The organism is Rhodococcoides kyotonense (assembly GCF_900188125.1).
GTDB lineage: Bacteria > Actinomycetota > Actinomycetes > Mycobacteriales > Mycobacteriaceae > Rhodococcoides > Rhodococcoides kyotonense.
In genome coordinates this window covers 96,150-115,320 of record NZ_FZOW01000007.1, presented here as the reverse complement: position 1 = coordinate 115,320, position 19,171 = coordinate 96,150, and the positions used below count along the sequence as shown (strand labels likewise).

The 19,171-nt window shown below is 63.3% G+C and carries 18 protein-coding genes; 10 read left to right on the top strand and 8 right to left on the bottom strand.

The window, feature by feature from the left end; genetic code table 11:
• Window positions 1-40 precede the first annotated feature (40 nt).
• From CHB96_RS13470 to CHB96_RS13455, 4 genes are all read left to right on the top strand, one after another.
• Complete coding sequence (locus tag CHB96_RS13470; RefSeq protein WP_245865629.1) at window positions 41-1,255, top strand: hypothetical protein; 1,215 nt, start codon at window positions 41-43, stop codon at window positions 1,253-1,255.
• Window positions 1,252-2,142: a metal ABC transporter substrate-binding protein gene (locus tag CHB96_RS13465; protein ID WP_089246965.1), complete on the top strand. Its 891-nt coding sequence runs from the start codon at window positions 1,252-1,254 to the stop codon at window positions 2,140-2,142. Before CHB96_RS13470 ends, CHB96_RS13465 begins: the two co-directional genes overlap by 4 nt.
• A gap of 138 nt (window positions 2,143-2,280) precedes the next feature.
• A complete protein-coding gene (gene aztD, locus CHB96_RS13460) occupies window positions 2,281-3,504 on the top strand; it encodes a zinc metallochaperone AztD (RefSeq protein WP_089246963.1) in 1,224 nt (407 codons plus the stop codon).
• A 173-nt stretch (window positions 3,505-3,677) separates the two neighbouring features.
• Complete coding sequence (locus CHB96_RS13455; RefSeq protein ID WP_217899950.1) at window positions 3,678-4,667, top strand: AurF N-oxygenase family protein; 990 nt, start codon at window positions 3,678-3,680, stop codon at window positions 4,665-4,667.
• A 43-nt stretch (window positions 4,668-4,710) separates the two neighbouring features.
• Here CHB96_RS13455 and CHB96_RS13450 read toward each other — a convergent pair whose 3' ends face one another.
• Both CHB96_RS13450 and CHB96_RS13445 read right to left on the bottom strand, forming a co-directional pair.
• Window positions 4,711-5,595, bottom strand: coding sequence for a dihydrodipicolinate synthase family protein (locus CHB96_RS13450; protein ID WP_089246959.1), 885 nt, complete (start codon window positions 5,593-5,595; stop codon window positions 4,711-4,713).
• Between the two features lie 26 nt (window positions 5,596-5,621).
• The gene (locus CHB96_RS13445; protein ID WP_089246957.1) at window positions 5,622-6,413 is read right to left on the bottom strand and encodes an aldolase; all 792 of its coding nucleotides are present in this window, start codon (window positions 6,411-6,413) and stop codon (window positions 5,622-5,624) included.
• Between the two features lie 106 nt (window positions 6,414-6,519).
• Between CHB96_RS13445 and CHB96_RS13440 the strand changes: the two genes are divergently transcribed.
• The 3 genes from CHB96_RS13440 to CHB96_RS13430 all read left to right on the top strand — a co-directional run bounded on the left by CHB96_RS13440 (window position 6,520) and on the right by CHB96_RS13430 (window position 7,790).
• Complete coding sequence (locus tag CHB96_RS13440) at window positions 6,520-7,083, top strand: helix-turn-helix domain-containing protein (protein WP_089246955.1); 564 nt, start codon at window positions 6,520-6,522, stop codon at window positions 7,081-7,083.
• A gap of 78 nt (window positions 7,084-7,161) precedes the next feature.
• Entirely contained in the window at window positions 7,162-7,407 is a 246-nt protein-coding gene (locus CHB96_RS13435; RefSeq protein WP_089246953.1) for a type II toxin-antitoxin system Phd/YefM family antitoxin, read from the top strand.
• On the top strand, window positions 7,404-7,790 hold the full coding sequence (locus tag CHB96_RS13430) for a type II toxin-antitoxin system VapC family toxin (protein WP_089246951.1): 387 nt from the start codon (window positions 7,404-7,406) through the stop codon (window positions 7,788-7,790). Before CHB96_RS13435 ends, CHB96_RS13430 begins: the two co-directional genes overlap by 4 nt.
• A gap of 18 nt (window positions 7,791-7,808) precedes the next feature.
• On the opposite strand, the gene CHB96_RS13425 is transcribed toward CHB96_RS13430, so the two are convergent.
• The 6 genes from CHB96_RS13425 to CHB96_RS13400 form a co-directional block, all read right to left on the bottom strand.
• The gene (locus CHB96_RS13425; RefSeq protein WP_089246949.1) at window positions 7,809-8,618 is read right to left on the bottom strand and encodes an HpcH/HpaI aldolase/citrate lyase family protein; all 810 of its coding nucleotides are present in this window, start codon (window positions 8,616-8,618) and stop codon (window positions 7,809-7,811) included.
• Complete coding sequence (locus tag CHB96_RS13420; protein WP_089246947.1) at window positions 8,615-9,778, bottom strand: acyl-CoA dehydrogenase family protein; 1,164 nt, start codon at window positions 9,776-9,778, stop codon at window positions 8,615-8,617. Before CHB96_RS13420 ends, CHB96_RS13425 begins: the two co-directional genes overlap by 4 nt.
• Window positions 9,779-9,788: 10 nt before the next feature.
• The gene (locus tag CHB96_RS13415; RefSeq protein WP_089246945.1) at window positions 9,789-11,135 is read right to left on the bottom strand and encodes an MmgE/PrpD family protein; all 1,347 of its coding nucleotides are present in this window, start codon (window positions 11,133-11,135) and stop codon (window positions 9,789-9,791) included.
• On the bottom strand, window positions 11,132-12,340 hold the full coding sequence (locus tag CHB96_RS13410) for a CaiB/BaiF CoA transferase family protein (RefSeq protein WP_089246943.1): 1,209 nt from the start codon (window positions 12,338-12,340) through the stop codon (window positions 11,132-11,134). The genes CHB96_RS13415 and CHB96_RS13410 overlap by 4 nt, the downstream gene beginning before the upstream one ends.
• Window positions 12,337-12,879 carry a MaoC family dehydratase gene (locus tag CHB96_RS13405; protein WP_089247314.1) on the bottom strand — a complete coding sequence of 181 codons (543 nt, stop codon included), beginning with the start codon at window positions 12,877-12,879 and terminating at the stop codon, window positions 12,337-12,339. Before CHB96_RS13405 ends, CHB96_RS13410 begins: the two co-directional genes overlap by 4 nt.
• A gap of 122 nt (window positions 12,880-13,001) precedes the next feature.
• The gene (locus CHB96_RS13400; RefSeq protein ID WP_089246941.1) at window positions 13,002-13,733 is read right to left on the bottom strand and encodes a FadR/GntR family transcriptional regulator; all 732 of its coding nucleotides are present in this window, start codon (window positions 13,731-13,733) and stop codon (window positions 13,002-13,004) included.
• A 311-nt stretch (window positions 13,734-14,044) separates the two neighbouring features.
• On the opposite strand from CHB96_RS13400, the gene CHB96_RS13395 reads away from it, so the two are divergent.
• The 3 genes from CHB96_RS13395 to CHB96_RS13385 are packed head-to-tail and all read left to right on the top strand — an operon-like array spanning window position 14,045 to window position 19,157.
• Window positions 14,045-16,126: a hydantoinase/oxoprolinase family protein gene (locus CHB96_RS13395; protein ID WP_089246939.1), complete on the top strand. Its 2,082-nt coding sequence runs from the start codon at window positions 14,045-14,047 to the stop codon at window positions 16,124-16,126.
• On the top strand, window positions 16,123-17,940 hold the full coding sequence (locus CHB96_RS13390; protein ID WP_089246937.1) for a hydantoinase B/oxoprolinase family protein: 1,818 nt from the start codon (window positions 16,123-16,125) through the stop codon (window positions 17,938-17,940). Before CHB96_RS13395 ends, CHB96_RS13390 begins: the two co-directional genes overlap by 4 nt.
• The gene (locus tag CHB96_RS13385; RefSeq protein ID WP_245865626.1) at window positions 17,886-19,157 is read left to right on the top strand and encodes an amidase; all 1,272 of its coding nucleotides are present in this window, start codon (window positions 17,886-17,888) and stop codon (window positions 19,155-19,157) included. Before CHB96_RS13390 ends, CHB96_RS13385 begins: the two co-directional genes overlap by 55 nt.
• The last annotated feature ends 14 nt before the right edge of the window (window positions 19,158-19,171 follow it).

Here is a 19,171-nt window from a genome sequence, read left to right as displayed (position 1 = left end):
ACGACAATCGTTATCATGTCTGATTCAGGAGTTCGTTGTCGTGCGGAAATTGGTGTTGGCTGTCGGCGTCGTGGCGCTGGCGGTAGCTGGGTGCAGTAGTGGCGAGCCGGCCAAAGAGGCCACCGAGGAGACCGGCACCGCGCGCGCAGGAAGTGACCTGGCCGCGGAGGCCGGATCGACGGAGGTCGAGGGGGCCGAACCCCGACTCGTGATCGCCGACGCGGACTCCGGGAGGATCGAGGTGCTCGACCTGGCCGCCGAGGATCGGGTCCATTCCTACGATGTAGGTTCCGCAGCAAGCCTCACGACGATCAACGGCCGATACGTCGTCGCAACCGATGGTCGGCGCGCGACGGTGCTCGATCCGGGATCGTGGAGCATCGAACACGGCGACCACTCGCACTCGTACGTCAAGGATCCGGTCGAGATCGGTCAGCTCGACGGCGTCGAGCCCGCGCACGTCATCGCCGGTGACCGCAAGGTCGCGGTGTTCTTCGACGGCACCGGGACGGCCGACGTCGTCGACTTCGATTCGCTGAGCAAGGGCGAGTCGACCATTGCAACAAGTCTGAAAAGTAGCCCGCAGCACGGCATTGCGGTTCCGCTGTCGGACCACTTCGTCGTGTCGACCGGTGGCACGGAAGAAGACTTGCCGAACGGTCTCGAGCTGCGCGGCGGAAACGGAGACACGATTCGTGCACTCGACGGCATGTGCCCCGACATGCATGGAGAGGCAGTGTTCTCGAACTACTTCGTCGTTGCGTGCGGCGACGGGGTGCTGAAAGTCGATGCCGCAGCTGACTTCACGACGACGAAGTTCCCGTATCCGGCGAACGCCGACCGCGCATGGTCGTTGGAGCACGGTTCCCGAGGTTCGCTTGTTGCCGCTCCGACCGAGAGCGGCGTGTTGGTGCTCGATACGAAGTCGGGGGAGTGGGTCGATGCGCGCACCGCGGATGAGGCTGTGGCGTCGGGGATTTCGAGCGATGGCAAGACCGCGTTGTCGCTGCAGCAGGACGGGACGTTCCGGACGTTCGACGCAGTGACAGGCGCGGAACTGTCGTCGACGCCGGTGCTCGCGGGACCCGTCGGAGATAATGACGAACCGTCCCTGGTTGTCGCCGGAACGCGCGCTTACGTGTCCGACCCCGCGGCGAATGCCGTCGTCGAAATCGACTATCGCGACGGCGGGCGCATTGCGCGCACATTCGATCTGGACTACACGCCGGGTTCGATCGGTGTGGTCGGCGCATGAAAAGACTGATGCTACTGGCGCTTCCACTGTTGGCTGTGCTCGCAGGCTGTAGCGATGCCGAGGCGTCGGGCAAGCCGACTGTTGTGGTGACCACGAACATTCTGGGCGATATCACGTCGAATATCGTGGGGGACCAGGCCGACGTGCTGGTGTTGATGCCGCCGAACTCGGATCCGCATTCGTTCGAGATATCAGCTGCAGAGGCGGCGAAAGTCGAGTCTGCGGAGCTGATGATCGTGAACGGCCTCGGGCTCGAAGAAGGTGTCGCGAAGACGATCGACGCGGCACGGTCGGAGGGGATCGACATTCTCGAAGTCGGGCCAGGGGTGGACCCGGTGCAGTACGTGACGGGACAGTCGAGCGGGGCCGAGGACCCGCACATCTGGACCGATCCGCAGCGAATGCGGACGGCTGTCGGCTTGATCGGGGATGCCGTATCGACGGCGCTGGGTGTGAATGTCGATGCGGCAGTGGCGGAGTACGACGCCGAGCTCGCGGACTTGGATGCGCGGATGTCGGACCGATTCGCACCGATCCAGAACCGCAAGCTGGTGACGAATCATCATGTGTTCGGCTACCTCGCCGATCGCTACAGTTTCGAGGTGATCGGGGCAGTGATTCCCAGTGGTACGACATTGGCGTCGCCGAGCGCATCGGATCTGTCGGAACTCGCAGGGACAGTGCGGGATGCGGGGGTCCCCACGATCTTCGTCGACTCGTCGCAACCCGACCGATTGGCACAGGTGATGGCGTCGGAAGCCGGTGTCGAGATAAGCGTCGTGAAGCTGTTCACGGAATCCTTGGGTGACGAGAACTCCGAGGCGCCGACATATCTGGACATGATGGACTTCAATTCGACGGCGATCGCCGAAGGGTTAGTGCGCTAGCGCGCCCGTGCGTGCAAAGTTTGTCTGGAGACCAACTTTGCGCGCACAGGTGCGGAGCGCCAAACCTGTTGTGACACATGCATTTGTATGCACTACACCCTTTGACATGCGTTTACGAAGCCCTGTACTTCTGATGCCATGAAGACAATTCGCTCATCTCGCACACTTGGCGCAGCCGTCGCGCTGGGTACTTCGGTGGCCCTCCTGGCCGCCTGCTCCTCCGAAACGACAGCTGATGCATCAGCTGAATCTCCTGCAGCGCAGACGAACTCCTCGGCGACGCCTCGCATCGCCACCAGCTACGACGGCGGCGTCCTGATTCTCGACGCGGCGACACTCGAGACCGTCGACGACATCACCGGTATCGACGGCTTCACCCGGCTCAATCCAGCCGGTGACGGACGCCATGTGTTCGTCAGTGGATCGGGCGCTTTCACTGCCTTGGACGCGGGAACGTGGAGCGAGGGATCGGAGCACTTCACGTCGACGCCCGTATTGACCGACGTCAAGTTCGATGCGACCACGCCTGGCCACGTCGTGCGCCACGACGGCAAGACCGTGCTGTTCGACGACGGCACCGGCAACGTCGACGTCTTCGACTCCGCGGCGCTGCTCGACGGTGGCAAGCCGGAAGCGGAGCGCTACACGACGCCGGAAGCGCATCATGGTGTCGCCGTGGAGCTTTCGAACGGCTCGCTACTGACCACGATCGGCAACGAAGACGAGCGCACCGGCATCGTCGTGCTGGACGCGGACCGCAAGGAGATCGTGCGCAACGAAGAATGCCCGGGCGTCCACGGTGAAGCCGTTGCCGCGAACGAGACCGTGGTCGTCGGCTGCGAGGACGGTCTGCTGATCTACCGTGACGGCGCGATCACCAAGGTGCAGAGTCCCGACGCATACGGCCGGATCGGCAACCAGGCGGGCGACGAAAGCTCGCCGGTGCTGCTCGGCGACTACAAGGTCGATCCCGACGCGGAACTCGAGCGCCCGACGCGTGTGTCCCTCACCGACACGGTGTCCGGCGAGCTGACACTCGTGGATCTCGGCACCAGTTACACATTCCGCTCGCTCGGACGTGGACCGGCAGGGGAGGCGATCGTCCTCGGAACCGACGGCGCGCTGCACGTCATCGACGTGAACACGAAGGCCGTCACGCAGACGATTCCGGTCGTCGCCGCGTGGGAAGAGCCGATCAAGTGGCAGGAGCCGCGTCCGGCTCTGTTCGTCCAGGACGGGACTGCGTACGTCTCCGAGCCGGCAACCAACGAGATCCACGCCGTGGATCTGTCGACCGGTGCGGTAACGGTCTCGGCCGAGCTGGCGCAGACGCCGAACGAGCTGACCGGCGTCACCGGATAAATGCGCCTGCGGCGCCCGTGCGTGCGTAGTTTGTCTGGAGGCCAACTACGCACGCACGGGTAGCGCAGCTGCCTGATGTGTGTGTAACCTCAGTTACCAGCAAGCGTGCTTGTTTTGCGATCGATCGCCTGTGAGCACGGTAAACGCACAACCGGGACGAGGTGCACGGCGACATGGTTACAGTTACTCCCTCGAAGAATCGGCTTCCCGTCGAGGCCTATCGGGAGATGTTGGACGTGCTGTCCGAGGGGTCGGTGCGTCGCAATTTCGACCCCTACCTGGACATCGACTGGGACAGCGACGAGTTTCAGATGACGTCGGACGATCCGAGGTGGGTTCTGCCGGAGTACCACCCGCTCGGCGGGACCGGGTGGTATCGAAACCTGCCGCGCGCTCGGCAGATCGAGGTGGGTCACCACATTCAGATCAACGCGGTCAAAGTCGGCGCCGCGTTCGAGAGCATCCTCATTCGCGGAATGATGCAGTTCATCGTGGCGATGCCGAACAACTCGCTCGAATTCCGCTACTGCCTCCACGAAATCACCGAGGAGTGCAACCACATTCAGATGTTTCAGGAGTTGGTGAACCGTTCCGGTGCCGACGTCCCAGGGATGCGGAAGGACTTTCGGCTGGCGTCGCCGTACATTGGCATGCTCGGTGCGTCGTTGCCGCTGATCTTTTTCGTGGGCATCCTCGCCGGTGAGGAACCGATCGATCACTGGCAGAAGGAAGTCATCCGTCAGGGCGACGAAGTTCCGCCGGCGATGTTGCGCACCATGGAGATTCACATCGCAGAGGAAGCGCGGCACATCTCGTTCGCGCATCACTTTCTGCGTCAGCACTATCCGAATCAGAGTCGGTTCACCAAGTGGCTCGTTGCCGTGTCGACGCCTGTGATCATGCGATGGCTCGCCGGGGTGATCATGGCACCTCCGCGAAAATTGGCGTCGGACTTGGGTATTCCGCGCGCAGTCGTCAAGGAGGCGTACTGGGACGGTCCGGTCGGCAGCGATCAGCTGCAGTCGTACTTCGGCGATGTGCGCATGCTTGCCTCGGAACTCGGGATGATGAACCGGGTATCGAGATACTTGTGGAAGAAACTCCGTATCGACGGGCCCGTCTCCAGGTTCCGGGGTGAGCCGGACCGGTCGGTGCGGGACTGACGCTCCAGCCACGCAAATCGACATGCGTCGACGCAGGGTGCTGCTAGGGACGTGCGAGCTCGAGGGCGTCGGACAGGGTAGCTCGGGTTGCGTCGTCGAGAGGAAGTAATGGGCGACGGGGGACACCGGCGTCGATTCCGAGAAGCTGCAACCCGTCCTTGACCGTAGACGGCAGCCCTCGACTGACGATCGCATTCAGCAGCGGCTCGATCTGCTGAAAAAGCATTGCAGCAGAATCGGACTCGCCCAACCGCAGGCGTCGCCAGAACTCGACGACCTGTTCGGCGGCGAGACAGGGCGCGGCCGTGCACCAACCGCTCGCGCCTGCCTCGAATGCTTTGGCGGCCAAAGGATTGCTGCCGTTGAAGAACGGAATTTCTCCACCACCGAGTTCACGAATGCGATTCATGCGCGTGATATCGCCTGTCGACTCCTTGATCATCGTGATGCCCTCGACAGCGGAGACGAGTTCGACGAGAAACTCCGGCGTCATGTCGATCCCGGTGGTTGCGGGGTTGTTGTAGATCATTGTCGGAATGCCGATGGAGTCGGCAACGGTGGTGACGTGTTCACGGATCTCACGCTCGTCGAGATGCCAGTACGACGTGGGCAGAATCATCACCGCATCAGCGCCTGCTTCGGCGGCGATGCGGGCTCGCTTCAGCGCTCCGCCAGTGGTCAGGTCGGACACGCCGACGACCGTTGGAACCCGACGGTCCACGTAGGCCACTGTTTCGCGTGCAACGGCCTCCCACTCCGTATCGGAGAGATACGCACTTTCGCCGGTACTCCCGAGGGGCGCGATCGCGTCGACACCGCTCGTGATCATGGAGTCGAGCAGGCTGTGCAACGGCTTCGGATCGAACGCTCCGGTCTCGCGGTCGAATGGGGTGATCGGGTACGCGACGATTCCGCGAATGTCTGTCATGTCGATGTCTCGTTTCCTGGGAGTGGTCACCGAGCGCCGGAAATGGCGTCGGGATGGTTACGCAATGCCTTTCGGGCGTAGTACGCAAAATTGGCTTCGCTACGACGGGGCCGCAGGGTCCAATCGTGGGCTTCTTTCGCCAGACGTGGTGGCAACGGCGCTATCACACCGGCCGACATAGCGAGCAACTGCAGTCGTGCGGCGCGCTCGATCAGATGGCCGAGCGAACACGCTTCCTCGATGGTATTTCCGACGACGAGTTGGCCATGATGCGCCAGCAGGATTGCCCGCTTGTCTCCGAGTGCGGCCGAGATGATCTCGCCCTCTTCGTTACCCACAGGTACGCCGGGCCAGTCGGCAAGAAACGCGCAGTCGTCGTACAGCGGAGCGATATCCATCTGCGACACCACGAGCGGGATCTCGAGCATCGACAACGCCGTGGCGTACAGGGGATGAGTATGGACGATGCAGTTGACATCGGGTCGGGCGCGATAGATCCAGCTGTGAAACCTGTTGGCGGGATTGGCCATTCCCTCACCATCGAGGACGTTGAGGTCTTCGTCGACGACCAGGAGGTTGTCCTCGGTGATCTCGTCGAACCCCAGGCCCAAGCGCTGGGTGATAAAGGTCCCCGGCTCTTCGGCTCGGGTCGAGATCTGACCGGCGAGACCGGAGTCATGGCCCGCGTCGAACAGGGCTCTGCAGGTCAGCGCAATCTTCTGCCGCGGGGTCCAGTCGCCTGGAGTGACCTCGGTGTTCATCTGTCTCTCGGCTTCGGCCATGAGTTCGTGCTTGCTTGCGTGCATCGTGTCCGCCATCTGTTCCTCCTCGCAATGACACTCGGTCACCTACAGGACACACTGTGTCATATTGGGTCGCAGAAGCGCAAGAAGTAGTGTGGGGACACCAAGTATCGACAGAAGGATGGCGATGGCCGCGGCATTTCTACGAACTCACCGGCGTGGGGCAGGTTTGACGCTCGACGATCTGGCAGAGCGCACGGGGTTGACCAAGAGCTATCTGTCCAAAGTCGAAAGAGGGGTCAGTACACCCTCGATCTCCGTGGCACTCAAGATTGCGTCTGCACTCGATGCCGATGTGGGCCAACTGTTTTCGGATGAAGTCGACAGCGGGTCGATGACAATTTCTCGGCTGTCCGATGCTGCGCCGGGCTACTCTCCGATCGCGCCTTCGCAGGTCGGTAAAGCGATGCAGCCTTTCGTTGTTCACCCTTCGGCGTCCAAGGGTCGCAGGTTCATGGACCACCCGGGGGAGGAGTTCGTTTTCGTGCACTCGGGCACTGCGGAGTTCGAGATTCCCGGTCGGGTCACGGTTCTCGAGTCCGGTGACAGCGTGTACTTCGACGCCAACACGCCGCACCGGCTGCGCTCGATCTCGGACCCAGCGGCCGTGCTGCTGGTGGTTACCTACGACAACCCGATCGAGGGGTCTGCGCGGGCGGCCGCGCATTGTGGCGGGTCGAGGTAGCCCTTTCTTGACTTGTGTATGCGCCTTGGCTTGCGGAAAAGTTCCGTCGCTTATGTAGCACAGGTGCTACCGTGTCGTATGGACACGATCGGTCTGAAGGAACTACGACAGCACGCGTCGGACTACGTGAAGCGTGCCGAGGCAGGTGAAACCCTGCTGATCACTGTCGCGGGGCGTCCGAGCGCGGTCTTGGGGCCCACCGCCCGGAAACAATGGCAGAGCTTCAGCGATATCGCCGACGTCTTCGAGTCGGCCTCCGACCCGACCCTGTCCGACGACCTCCATGGCGTCGACGACGACGTTCAGGATCCGTGGGAGCGATGAAGTCGATTCTCGATACGAGCGTGGTCATCGGGGATTCGATCGACGAGATCGAGGGGGAACTGGCGATCAGCGCAATCACACTTGCGGAGTTGCACTTCGGTGTCCTGGTTGCTGCAACGCCGGAGCAGCGCGCGCTTCGGCTCCAAAGACTCGTAGCTGTCGAGCGAGCCTTCGAGCCTCTGGTTGTCGACGACACAGTGTCGCGAAGCTACGGTCAGCTTGCAGCGGCCGTGCGTGCGAGCGGTCGTCGACCCCAGGCGCGAGCCTTCGACCTGATGATCGCAGCCACTGCACATGCGCATGGCGCACGACTACTGACGCGCAACGCCTCGGATCTCGTCGGCATCGAAAGCCTCGTCGACATCGTGAGTGTTTATCTATAGCCCTCTATACATAAACACTCACGAGGGGCGGAGCTCCATGACCCGCCTGGCTTGCCGGGCGACGGCTTCGTCGATCAAGAAACCCCGCGAGTCGACGGCGACTCCCGTTCCAGAGAGAGCTGCGAGGACGGCTTCGGCCTCCGAGATTTGAGCCTCATCGGGCACGAACACCTCCCGCGACACTGAGACCTGCGCGGGATGGATGCACGCCCGCCCGACGAACCCGAGGCCAGCGAGCTTCCGGGTATCAGCTTCGAACGCATCCAGATCGCGAAAATTGCGCGACACCGCTGCGAGCGGCGGCTCGATGCCAGCCGCCACCGATGCCGCGACGACGTGACTCCGCGCGAACAGTAGGGAATCATCCGAACCGTCCACACCGAGATCCGCAGCCAGATCCACTTCGCCGATCTGCAGGAACCTCACGCGGGGTGCACGCGCGATCGACAGTGCGTCGAACACCCCGCCCGCCGTCTCGATCATCGCCGAAATCGCTGCGTGCGGGCTGATCTCGGCCAACAGGTCGGCAACCTCTGAGACCTCAGCAGCCGACCCCACCTTCGGCAACCACACACCCGTCAACCGAGAATGAGCAACCGCCCTAACATCCTCGAGATCACCAGGATTGACGCGCACCCAGATCTCGACGGCACCAGGCATGCACTGCGAGACCCACTCGGCGGCCGTGCGTCGGGCAGATTCTTTGTCGTTCAACGCAACTGCGTCTTCGAGATCCAGTACGACGGCATCTGCCCCGGAAGCGAGGGCCTTGTCGAACCGCTCGGGCATGGTCCCTGGTACATAGAGATAGGTCAGCGCACCGCTCACCCGATAACTCCACTACCCGCGACAAGGGATTTCGCGATGACGGTACGCATGATGTCGTTGGTACCCTCACCGATGGCCATCAACGGTGCGTCGCGGTACAGACGCTCGACGACGAATTCCGTCGAGTATCCGTAACCGCCGTGAATGCGCATGGCTTCGAGGCTCGCGGTGATCGCGGTCTCGGACGCGAAGTACTTCGCCATACCGGCTTCCATGTCGACCCGCTTGCCCGAATCTGCTTGCGATGCAGCCCAGTACGTCATCAGACGCGCGGCCTGCAGCTGGGTCGCGATGTCGGCGATCTTCAACTGGATGGCCTGGAAGTCGGCGATCGGCTGCCCGAAGGCAGTGCGCTCACGTGCGTACTGCAGTGCGGCGTCGTACGCCGCCTGTGCGATCCCGACGCTTCGGCCGGCGATGTTCAGGCGTCCGATCTCCAGCCCCGACAGCGCCTGCTGCAGGCCACGGCCTTCGACCCCACCGAGAAACGCGTCGACGGGTACGCGGATGTTGTCGAGCAGAATCTCGCAGGATTCGGTGCCCTTGTATCCCAGCTTTCCCATGTCACGCTGCACTTCGAAGCCGTCGAGCGTGGTGTCGATCAGCAGCAGACTCATGCCCTTGTGCGCGGGCGACGCCGTTGGATCGGTCTTGACCAGCACGGGCAGAACGTTCGCGTGACGGGCGTTGGTGATCCACGTCTTCGCGCCGTTGACGATGTAATGATCGCCGTCGCGCTTGGCCGTCGTCTTGATTCCCTGCAGGTCGGTGCCCGCGCCGGGTTCGGTCAGGCCGACGCCGGTGCGCCATTCACCGGAGGCCAACTTGGGCAACAAGTTCTGCTTCTGCTCGTCGGTGCCGTGCTTGTTGATCATCCAGCACGAAAGGTTGTGGCTGCCGAGGATGCCAGCGACGCCCATCCACCCGCGCGCCAGTTCCTCGTATACGAGGGTGAACGACACCTTGTCCAGGTCGAGGCCGCCGTACTCTTCGGGCGTCGTGATCCCGAACAGGCCCATGGCCTTCATGTGGTCGACGATCTCGGTGGGGTAGCGTCCGCTCTTCTCCCACTCGTTCGCGACGGGGACGATCTCCTTGTCGACGAAGTGGCGCAGTGCCTTTCGGAAGTCGAGCTGATCTTCGGTGTACGTGAAGTCCACGGCGGTAGTCCTATCGGGAGATGTCGGCGGCCAGGTCCAGCACCGCAGTGAGGTCGGGTTGATCGTCGAGAGTGAGGAGCAGGTCGGCGAGTTCTGGTGCGCTGGAGTGATTCCCGCAGTTCGAGAGGAACTTCTCGCGCAGGCCCGCGTCGTCGAGCGGGAATGCGGCACTGCCCCTGCTCCCGTCGACACGGCCTTCGAGGACGCTGCCATCGGAAAGGGTGATCAGTGCACGTCCCGGAGCCGACGCGGCGGGCCCGTCGTACGTCATGTCGGTGACGCGTACCGCGCGGGCGGTATCCAAAACCTCATGTCGTGCAATGGATTCCGGGGTGTAGGTTCCGACCGTCACCGCGCCGTCGTGCAGCAGTGCGGCGACGGACCACGGCAGGTCGAATTTGCCGTCGTATGTACTGCGCGGTGCGGCGACACCGGCGTTCGGTCCACAGACGATGGGCCTCGAATCGGGATGCACGAAGACCTCGATGTCGGTGATCTCCCCAGACGAAAAACCGGCAGCCTTCACCGCGTCGAGTGTCACGTGCATCAATTGGCAACTGGGGTAGGGCTTGATCCCGATGCGGGTGGACTCCCACGAAGTACCGAGATCGGCGGTCAGGACGGCCAGGTCTGCAGGGCGGTCGGACAAGGCGGCGTACAGACCACGCTTGCCTTCGAGTACCGACGCGGGCCCGCCGGCACCGGCGGCGGCGAGTCGGGCCGCGAGAATGCCGTTGAAACCGGCAGATCCGGGATGGAGTGACTTCGTATCGGCGTCGCTGTCGAGGAATTCGAGTAGGCCTGCACTCGACGAGCCAGCGATGCCCAACGCGTGCACGAGAACCGACGGTGACAGCCCCAACAAACGCCCGGCCACCACAGCCGACGACAACGGGCCGACGACCCCAGTCGCATGCATGCCCCGAGCATGGAAACCGTGCGGACTGACTGCGCCCAAGCGACACGCAGTTTCGAGACCGAGAGCGAAGGCAGTCAGGATCTCTGCGCCTGTGGCTCCGGTTTCCTGCCCGACGGCGAAGGCCGCTGGTAGCGACACCACCGTCGGATGTACGAGGGCGCCCGCGTGGGTGTCGTCGAAGTCGAGTGCGTGCACGAGCACCGCCGAGGCCATAGCGGCCGCCGGCGCCGACAGCGGCTGTGTGCCGGTCAGTGGCCTCGCTTCGGAGGAGCCGCCCAACGCAGTAGCCACCGACCATCCCGCCGCGCCTGCGCCGAGTCGGGCTGCAGCAACAGCATTCCCGACGCCATCGAGCAGGTGGCGTGATGCTGCGCGCCGAACCTCATCCGGTAGCTCGTCGACACTCAGTGCCCACTCGGCGAGGACTGCGGTGCTCACGCCCGAACCTCGGACGTCCCGAATGCTCCTTCGGCAGTGAGCTTCTCGATATGCTGGGCGTCGTAGCCGAGTGAGCCGACGACCTCGTCGAAGTGCTCGTTGCGTTGGGGCGCGCGTCGGTACTGTGGCTTCTCGGCGCCGAAGTTCACGGGGGATGCGACCTGGCGGATGGTGTCGTACACGGGATGGGACGTCTCGACGATGAGATTCCGTGCGAGCGTGTGCGGTTCGGTCAGTGCATGCGCGATGTCGTTGATGGGTCCGGACGGAACACCGGCCGGCCCGAGCAGTGACAGCCAGTGATCGACCGACGCCGTCGCGAAGACCTCCTCGAGAATGGGGAGCAACTCGCCCTGATTGGTGCCGCGCAACGCGAAGCTGGTGAACCGAGGATCGGCGCCCAGTTCGGGCCTGCCGATCGCGATAACCAAACGCTCCCAGAACTTTTCCTTCGCGCATCCCACGACGAGCCAACCGTCGCTCGCCTCGAAGGCCTGGAACGGAACTAGAGACGGGTGCGCCGAGTTCTTCGTGCGCACGGGCTCGAAACCTGCGTTGAGGTGCCACGTGGCGGGGTAGGTGAGCAGCGACATCGCCGTGTCGTACAGCGAGACATCGCAATCTCCGCCGACGCCGTCGCGTCGGGCAGCGTGGAGGCCGGACAGCAGGGAAATCGCGGCGACGAAACCACCGGAGTAGTCGACGAGCGAGAGACCCGACTTGGTGGGTGGGCCGTCGGGGTCACCTGTGACGTCCATCCAGCCGGCGAGACCCTGCAGAATGTAGTCGTAACCAGGCTCTTTCGCGCGCGGTCCCGTCATCCCGAAGCCGGTGAGACTGCAGCACACGATCGCGGGGTTGAGGTGCTTCAGGTCGTCGTACGTGATTCCGATTTTCTTCGGTACGTCGCCGCGCAGGTTGGAATACACCGCGTCGGCACCGCGCACCAGATCCTCGAATACGCTGCGGCCGGCGGGCGTCGACAGATCGAGTGAGAGGCTGCGCTTGTTACGGTTGAAGGTCTCGAAGAACAACGAGTCCTCGCCCTGGTTGTACGGGGGCACGTAGCGTCCGACGTCGCCGCCGACGCTCGGATCCTCGATCTTGATGACATCGGCACCCAGATCAGCGAGGTGGACGCTGCCGAAGGGGCCTGCGCCGTACTGTTCGAGCGATATGATGCGTACATCTTCGAGAGGCCTCATGCGTCCGTCTCCTTCGGTAGTTCGAGTGGACCGCTGACAGCCTCGGGGAAGTAGTTCTGCCCGATGCCGCTTTCACGCGTGGCGACCATGACGGAGCGCTTCCACGAAATCACCTCCACGCCATCCTGATTGAGGCCTCGGGTGATCATGGAGACGATTCCTGAATACGGGCGTGACTCGGACTTACGCAGCCCGGTGCAGATGCTCTCGGCGTAGATTGTGTCGCCCGCGTAGACGGGGTGCGACATCTTGATGTCGGTGAACGCGAGATTCGAAATTGCGTTCTGGCTCATGTCGAGTACCGAAATGCCCAGTACCACAGCAACTGTCAGGCCGGAGTTGACGATGACGCGTCCCTCGGTGATGGGGTTCTGCGCGGCCAGGTGTGCGTTGAAGTGGTTCTGGTTGGTGTTCATCGACAGCAGCGTGACCCACGTGTTGTCGGTCTCGGAGATCGTCCGTCCGAGGGGGTGTTGGTACACGTCACCCACGACGTAGTCCTCGAAGAAGCGCCCTAGAACGGCCGGATGGGTTGCCACCGTGTCTCCTCGTGTTGGTTCGGCGAATGCCTGCCCCTGAACCATAAACATCAGACGTTTAATGAGTCAAGGGTCACTTTTCGTCGAGCAACCGCGAAGATTCGCGTCGAAAGAGCAGATACTTACTCGGCGCGCAGTCGATCCATCTGACGATACGAGTCGCCGAGGTGGTCGAGGTGCTTGCGCATCAGATCCATTGCGGCCATCGAATCACCTGCGACGATGACGTCGAGAATCGCCCGATGATCGTGGTCGACGCACTGCCAGAAGCCGTCGGGCGCGTGATCGCGTCCGAACCTGCCCGACAACACGCGAAACACGGGCGCAGTGATGAGCTCGAGCAGGGGATTCTGCGCTGCGCGCAGCAGGACGAGGTGAAACTCCTGATTCCGCGTGTATGTTTCGGGGCCCTGTGCGCCGGTCGGATCGAACATGCTCGCCCGAAGCTGTGCGACGTGGTCGTCGGTGCGCCGGAACGCGGCGATCCCTGCCGCGGGCACCTCCATCAAGTTGCGAACCTCCATCAGCTGGTCGACTGTGACGGCCTCCGCGGCGGCCATCAGGGCGACGCCGGTTTCGAGGTGGGCGCTGATGTGCCCGACGCTTGGCTCGGCGACGAAGCTTCCGCCCGTCACTCCGCGCGTCGTGAGAATGAGGTTCTGGCTGGCCAGCGAGCGGAGCGCTTCGCGAATGGTGCTCCGGCCGACGCCGAATTCGGCGCTGAGTTCGGTATCGCCGGGAAGTCTGGCGCCGGGCTGCAACTCACCGGACAGGATGCGTTCGCGCAGGTGGCCGGCCAGAACTGCGTACGCCGGACCGGCCTTGGGCGCCGCATCGGCGGTCGTGTCGCTCACGTCGCGATCCTTCTACTCGAAAGTGCTGGGCTGAACGCGCACGAGCCTATCCGGTGTGTCGGTCTGCGTCGCGCATATCCAGACCTGTTAATCATCCGCTCTTTCGACGCCCATGTCGCATGGATCGGGCGGTTCGGGCGTCAGGGCACGGTTTTCATGCGGGAAACATCTGAGGTATTGCTTTCATCGGCGGAGACAGGCACTATGACTCGTGTCACCCCAAGCGCGGTGAGCCCGACACTTTCAGGGCCGACGAATCACTCGGTCGTCCCTTCCGCTCCTTCGAGGGCGCCGGCAGAAATGGAAGCTTGATGAAACGAATTGGAGTCGACGTCGGCGGCACGTTCACCGATCTCGTGCTGTGGTACGACGACGGCACCGTGGTGGTGCACAAGACGCCGTCGACCAACCACGATCCGTCGATCGGAACGATGGACGGCATCGGAGTTCTCGCCGAGCGCGCCGGCATCGACCCGTCCGAGATCGACATGTTCTTCCACGGCACGACTGTCGCGACCAACATCGTGCTCGAGCACAACGGATCCGACGTCGGCATGATCACGACCGAAGGCTTCCGCGACCTCCTGCACATCGCGCGGAAGAAGCGTCCGCTCAACTACTCCAACTACCAAGATCTTCCGTGGCAGAAATGGCAGCTCGTGCCGCGCCGCAACCGTCGCGTCGTCCCCGAGCGCATCGATGCCGCAGGCAACGTCCTGACGCCGCTCGACGAAGACGCCGTGCGCGAACAGGTCCGGCTGCTGAAAGATCGTGGTGTGCAGGCGATTGCCGTCGCCTTCCTGCATTCGTACCGCAATCCGACGCACGAGCAACGCGTCAAGGCAATCATTCTCGAAGAGTTTCCCGAGGTCTTCATTTCGCTGTCCAGTGAGGTGGCGCCGCAATACCGTGAGTACGAACGCTTTTCGACGGCCGCGCTCAACGCGTTCATCGGCCCGAAGACGTCGAAGTACATCGAGAATCTCGCCGACAAGGCGCGCGCTGCGCAGGTCGGTGAGGACGTCCATCTGATGACGTCGGCCGGTGGGCTCGTCACCTCGCGCAGCGCCAGCGAGATCCCGGTGTCGCTGTTGACCAGTGGCGTCATCGCCGGTCTGCTCGGTGGCTGCGCCATCGGCAAGGCGTCGGGATTTCCGAGCGTCATTACTCTCGACGTTGGTGGCACGTCGGCAGACGTCGGCGTCGCGCCGGATGGTGCGTTGCGTATGAAGCACCTGCTCGACACGCGTATCGGCGACTATCACGCGATGGTCCCGATGGCCGAGGTCGACACGATCGGCGCTGGTGGCGGCTCGATCGCCGTCGTCGACGACGGTGGCATGTTCCGCGTCGGACCTCGTAGTGCCGGCGCTGTGCCTGGCCCTGCCTGTTACAACCGCGGTGGTACCGAGCCGACGTCCACCGACGCGATGGTCATGATGGGCTGGTTGCGTGAGAACAGCTTCCTGTCCGGGACCATGGAAGTGAAGCCTGAACTGGCCCGCGAGGCGATTCAGACGCACATCGCGGACAAGCTGGAGACTCCGCTCGACGAGGCCGCGATGGGTATCTTCAAGATTCTGGCGCACTCGATGACCGAGGCGATCAGTCTGCACTCGGTACGCAAAGGCTATGACCCGCGCGACTTCTCGCTGATCGCCGAAGGCGGTGCAGGACCGCTGTTCGCGTGGCAGATCGCCGACCAGCTCGGTATCCCACGTGTGATCGTGCCCGGCCATCCCGGTATCACCTCCGCCGTCGGTCTGCTCACCACCGACATCCGCTACGAAGTACCCACGACGGTGTGGACGTCGTCGGCTGATCCGGACATCGAACTCATCGCGTCGCAGATGGATCGTCTGTCGAAGCAGGCCATCGCGCAGCTCGAAGCCGACGGTGTTGCACCCGAGCATATTTCGCTCGAACGCAGTGTCGACTGCCGCTACGTCGGTCAGGGCTACGAGCTTCGAGTTCAGGCGCCGGACGGCGCCATCGACGACGTGTGGGTCAAGACCACCGCCGAGGCCTTCCACGAAGCACACGGACGCACGTACTCGCAGCGTTTCGACGACAAGCCCGTGCAGCTCATCAACATTCGCGTCACCGGTGTCGGGGCGGTTCCGCACGTTCGGATCTCGGAGATCGAAAAAGGCGGCGCCGACGCGTCGGCCGCGATCAAGACCACCACACAGGCGCTGTTCTGGGCCGACGAGACCGCGAAGCCGGAGTGGGTCGACACACCTGTGTACGAACGGTCCTTGTTGTTGGCGGGCAACGCCTTTGCCGGTCCTGCGATCGTCGAACAGTTCGACTCGACCACCATCATCGGCATGAACCAGCACGCGACCGTCGACGCCGTCGGCCACATCATCATCGAGAGGAACCCCGCATGAGCAAGGCGCTGATGCCCAAGACCGGTGTATCCCTCGCGGGCGAAGCGACCCGCACGTGGAACGACGTCGAGGTCGACCCGATCACGTTGCGCGTCATCGGTGGTGCGCTGCAGTCGATGGCGAAGGAGATGGCCCAGGTCCTGTACCGGATGGCGTACTCCAGCCTCATCCGCGAATCCGAGGACCTCGGCGCAGGCATCTTCGACGTCAACGGACGCGAACTGTGCGAGTCGGATTCGACTCCCATGCACTGCGGTTCGATTCCCGCCTACATCCGCGGTGTGAACCGTCGACTCGCGGGAACGTACAAGCCCGGTGACGTCATCCTGCACAACCACCCGTACCACGGTGCCGCGCACTCGCCCGACTACGGCGTCATCATCCCGATCTTCTGGCAGGGCGAGCACATCGGATTCGCCGGCTGCACAGGGCATGTGTCCGACGTCGGAGGCAACTTCCCCGGCCTGTGCATGGACGTCGTCGACGTCTGGGCCGAGGGCAAGCTCATGGACTCGATGAAGATCTACGAGGCCGGAGTCCGCAACGACTACCTGATCCAGCACATCCTCGACAACGTCCGCACCCCCGAGCAGAACCGCGGCGACCTCGAAGCGCTCATCGCCTGCTCGCGCATCGGTGAGAAGAGGTTCACCGAACTGCTCGAGAAATACGGTCTCGACACCGTCATGAGTGCCGGTGAGCGGTGGATGGACTACTCGGAGAACATGCTGCGCAGCAAGATTCGGGAAATCCCCGACGGCAGCTACTCCGCGCCCATCGGCTACCTGGACGACGACGGCAAGAACCGCGGCGAGCCACTGGCCGTCGCCGTGCGTGTCCAGGTCGACGGCGAGGACATCCTCATCGACCTCACCGGATCGAACAGTCAGGTGCCGACGGCGTTCAACGTGCCGTTCGAGGGATCCGTGCTCCCGGTTGCGGTGTCGGCGATTCGCACGATTCTGCTCGATGAGGACGTCACCGAAGAATTCGTGCCGCAGAACGACGGCTGCTTCCGGCCTGTGAAGGCGTACGCCCCCGAGGGCACGATCTTCAACCCTGACTTCCCGGCGTCGTGCTTTGCTCGGTTCTCGCAGGTCAACCGTGTGTTCGACTCGATCAACCTGGCTTTGGCGCCGGTGTTGCCCGATCACGCCGTCGCAGGCTCGTCTGCTGCGCTGTGTGCGATCGCCTACTCCGGCATCGCGCCGGACGGTGAGTCGTACTGGGTCTACATCGAGATCAACGAGGGGTCGTACGGTGGCCGCAACGGCAAAGACGGTATGGACGCCGTCGACGCGCTGATGGCCAACACCCGCAACAACCCGATCGAAGAGCTCGAGCTCAACCACGCGATGCGAGCACTGCGCTACGAATTGCGTGACGAGGCACCGGCTCCCGGGCAGTGGCGCGGCGGCATCGGCAGCGTCCGCAAGTGGCTCATGGAGACCGACACGTTCCTCGGATCCGAGGCCGACAACCGGTCCGACGCACCCGCGGGTGCGCTCGGTGGGCACGACGGTGTGTCGGGATCGTTCACGCGTAATGCGGGAACCGACCGCGAAGAAGTGTTGTACTCCAAAGTGACTCAGGAAACGATCCATGCCGGTGACACGCTGGAGATCAAGTTGCCGTCGGGCGGCGGTTTCGGTGATCCGTTCAAGCGCGATCCGTTCCAGGTGCTCAGCGACGTCTGGGATGAGTACCTGACGGCCGAGGATGCGCGTCGCGACTACGGTGTAGTCGTGGACACGGAGAAGTGGATCGTCGACGAGGACGCAACTGCAGGCCTGCGTGCCGGGAGTGCAGCCTGACCGACCTCGGCGCGGTCATCACGTGGTGTGACCGCGCCGGGAATGGTTCGGGCCCGTTGTCGGGCATGAGGATCGGCGTCAAGGACAACATCGATGTTGCCGGCGTCGTATCCACGTGTGGATCGCGATTCTTCGAAGGGCAAGTGGCGTCGCGTGATTCGGTCGTCGTGACGCGGTTGCTCGGTGCAGGTGCGTCTGTGACGGCCAAACTGAACATGGCCGAATTCGCCGTCGGTGTGACGTCGCAGAACACTGCCGGGCCAGTGCCGCGTAACCCGTGGGATCTCTCGCGGGTGCCGGGTGGGTCCAGCGGCGGCTCGGGATCGGCCGTCGCGGCAGGGTTGGTCGACGCGTCACTCGGCACCGATACCGGGGGGTCCGTGCGGCTTCCGGCGTCGGCGTGTGGGGTCACGGGTCTTCGTCCGACGTGGGGAGCGATCAGCAACGAGGGCGTCTATCCCGTCAGCGAGGACTTCGACACCGTCGGGCCCATGGCTCGAACCGTCGGCGAGGTTGCTCGGCTGTTCTCGGTACTTTCTCGTGCGACGGATCTCGGGGGTGTGGCTCGGCGCATCGGAGTGCCGCGTGTGTTCGTCACCGACGACATCGATCCCGCGATTGCCGATGCGGTATCTGCTGCGGCTCGTGAATTGGAATCTCTCGGTTACGAACTCGTGCCCGTCGATGTGCCAGGAGCTGGTTCGGCGCAGGACATCGTCTACACGCTGATCTACTACGACCTGGCGCGTCGGCATCGGGAGCGGCTCGAGCAGTCTCCCGAGCTGTTTCAACCGGCGACTCTGGAACGAATTTCGTTGGGGTCGAGTATTTCCGAGAACCAAAGGCTTCTTGCTTTGGCTGGGCGGGACGAGTATCGCGCGGGGCTGGCTGGCTTGTTCTCGGATGTCGATGTCGTGCTGACACCGACAATGCCCGTGGATGTTCCGTTCATTGCCGGGGGAGCGGGAGTGGTGGAGCAGTCGCGGCGGATGGGGCAGCTGACGTACCCGTGGTCACTGCACGACGGGCCGACACTTGCTCTGCCGATCGGGTTCCATCCGTCGTCGGGTATGCCGATCGGGGCGCAGTTGACGGCTGCGGCGGGTCGCGAGAGCGTGCTGTTCGACGTGGGCGCACGGTATCAGCAAGTGACGCAGCATGAACAGGTGCCGCCGACGCTCGCGCAGCTGACGACTAGCGACATATCTGTACAGTAAAAGACTGCTGAAGC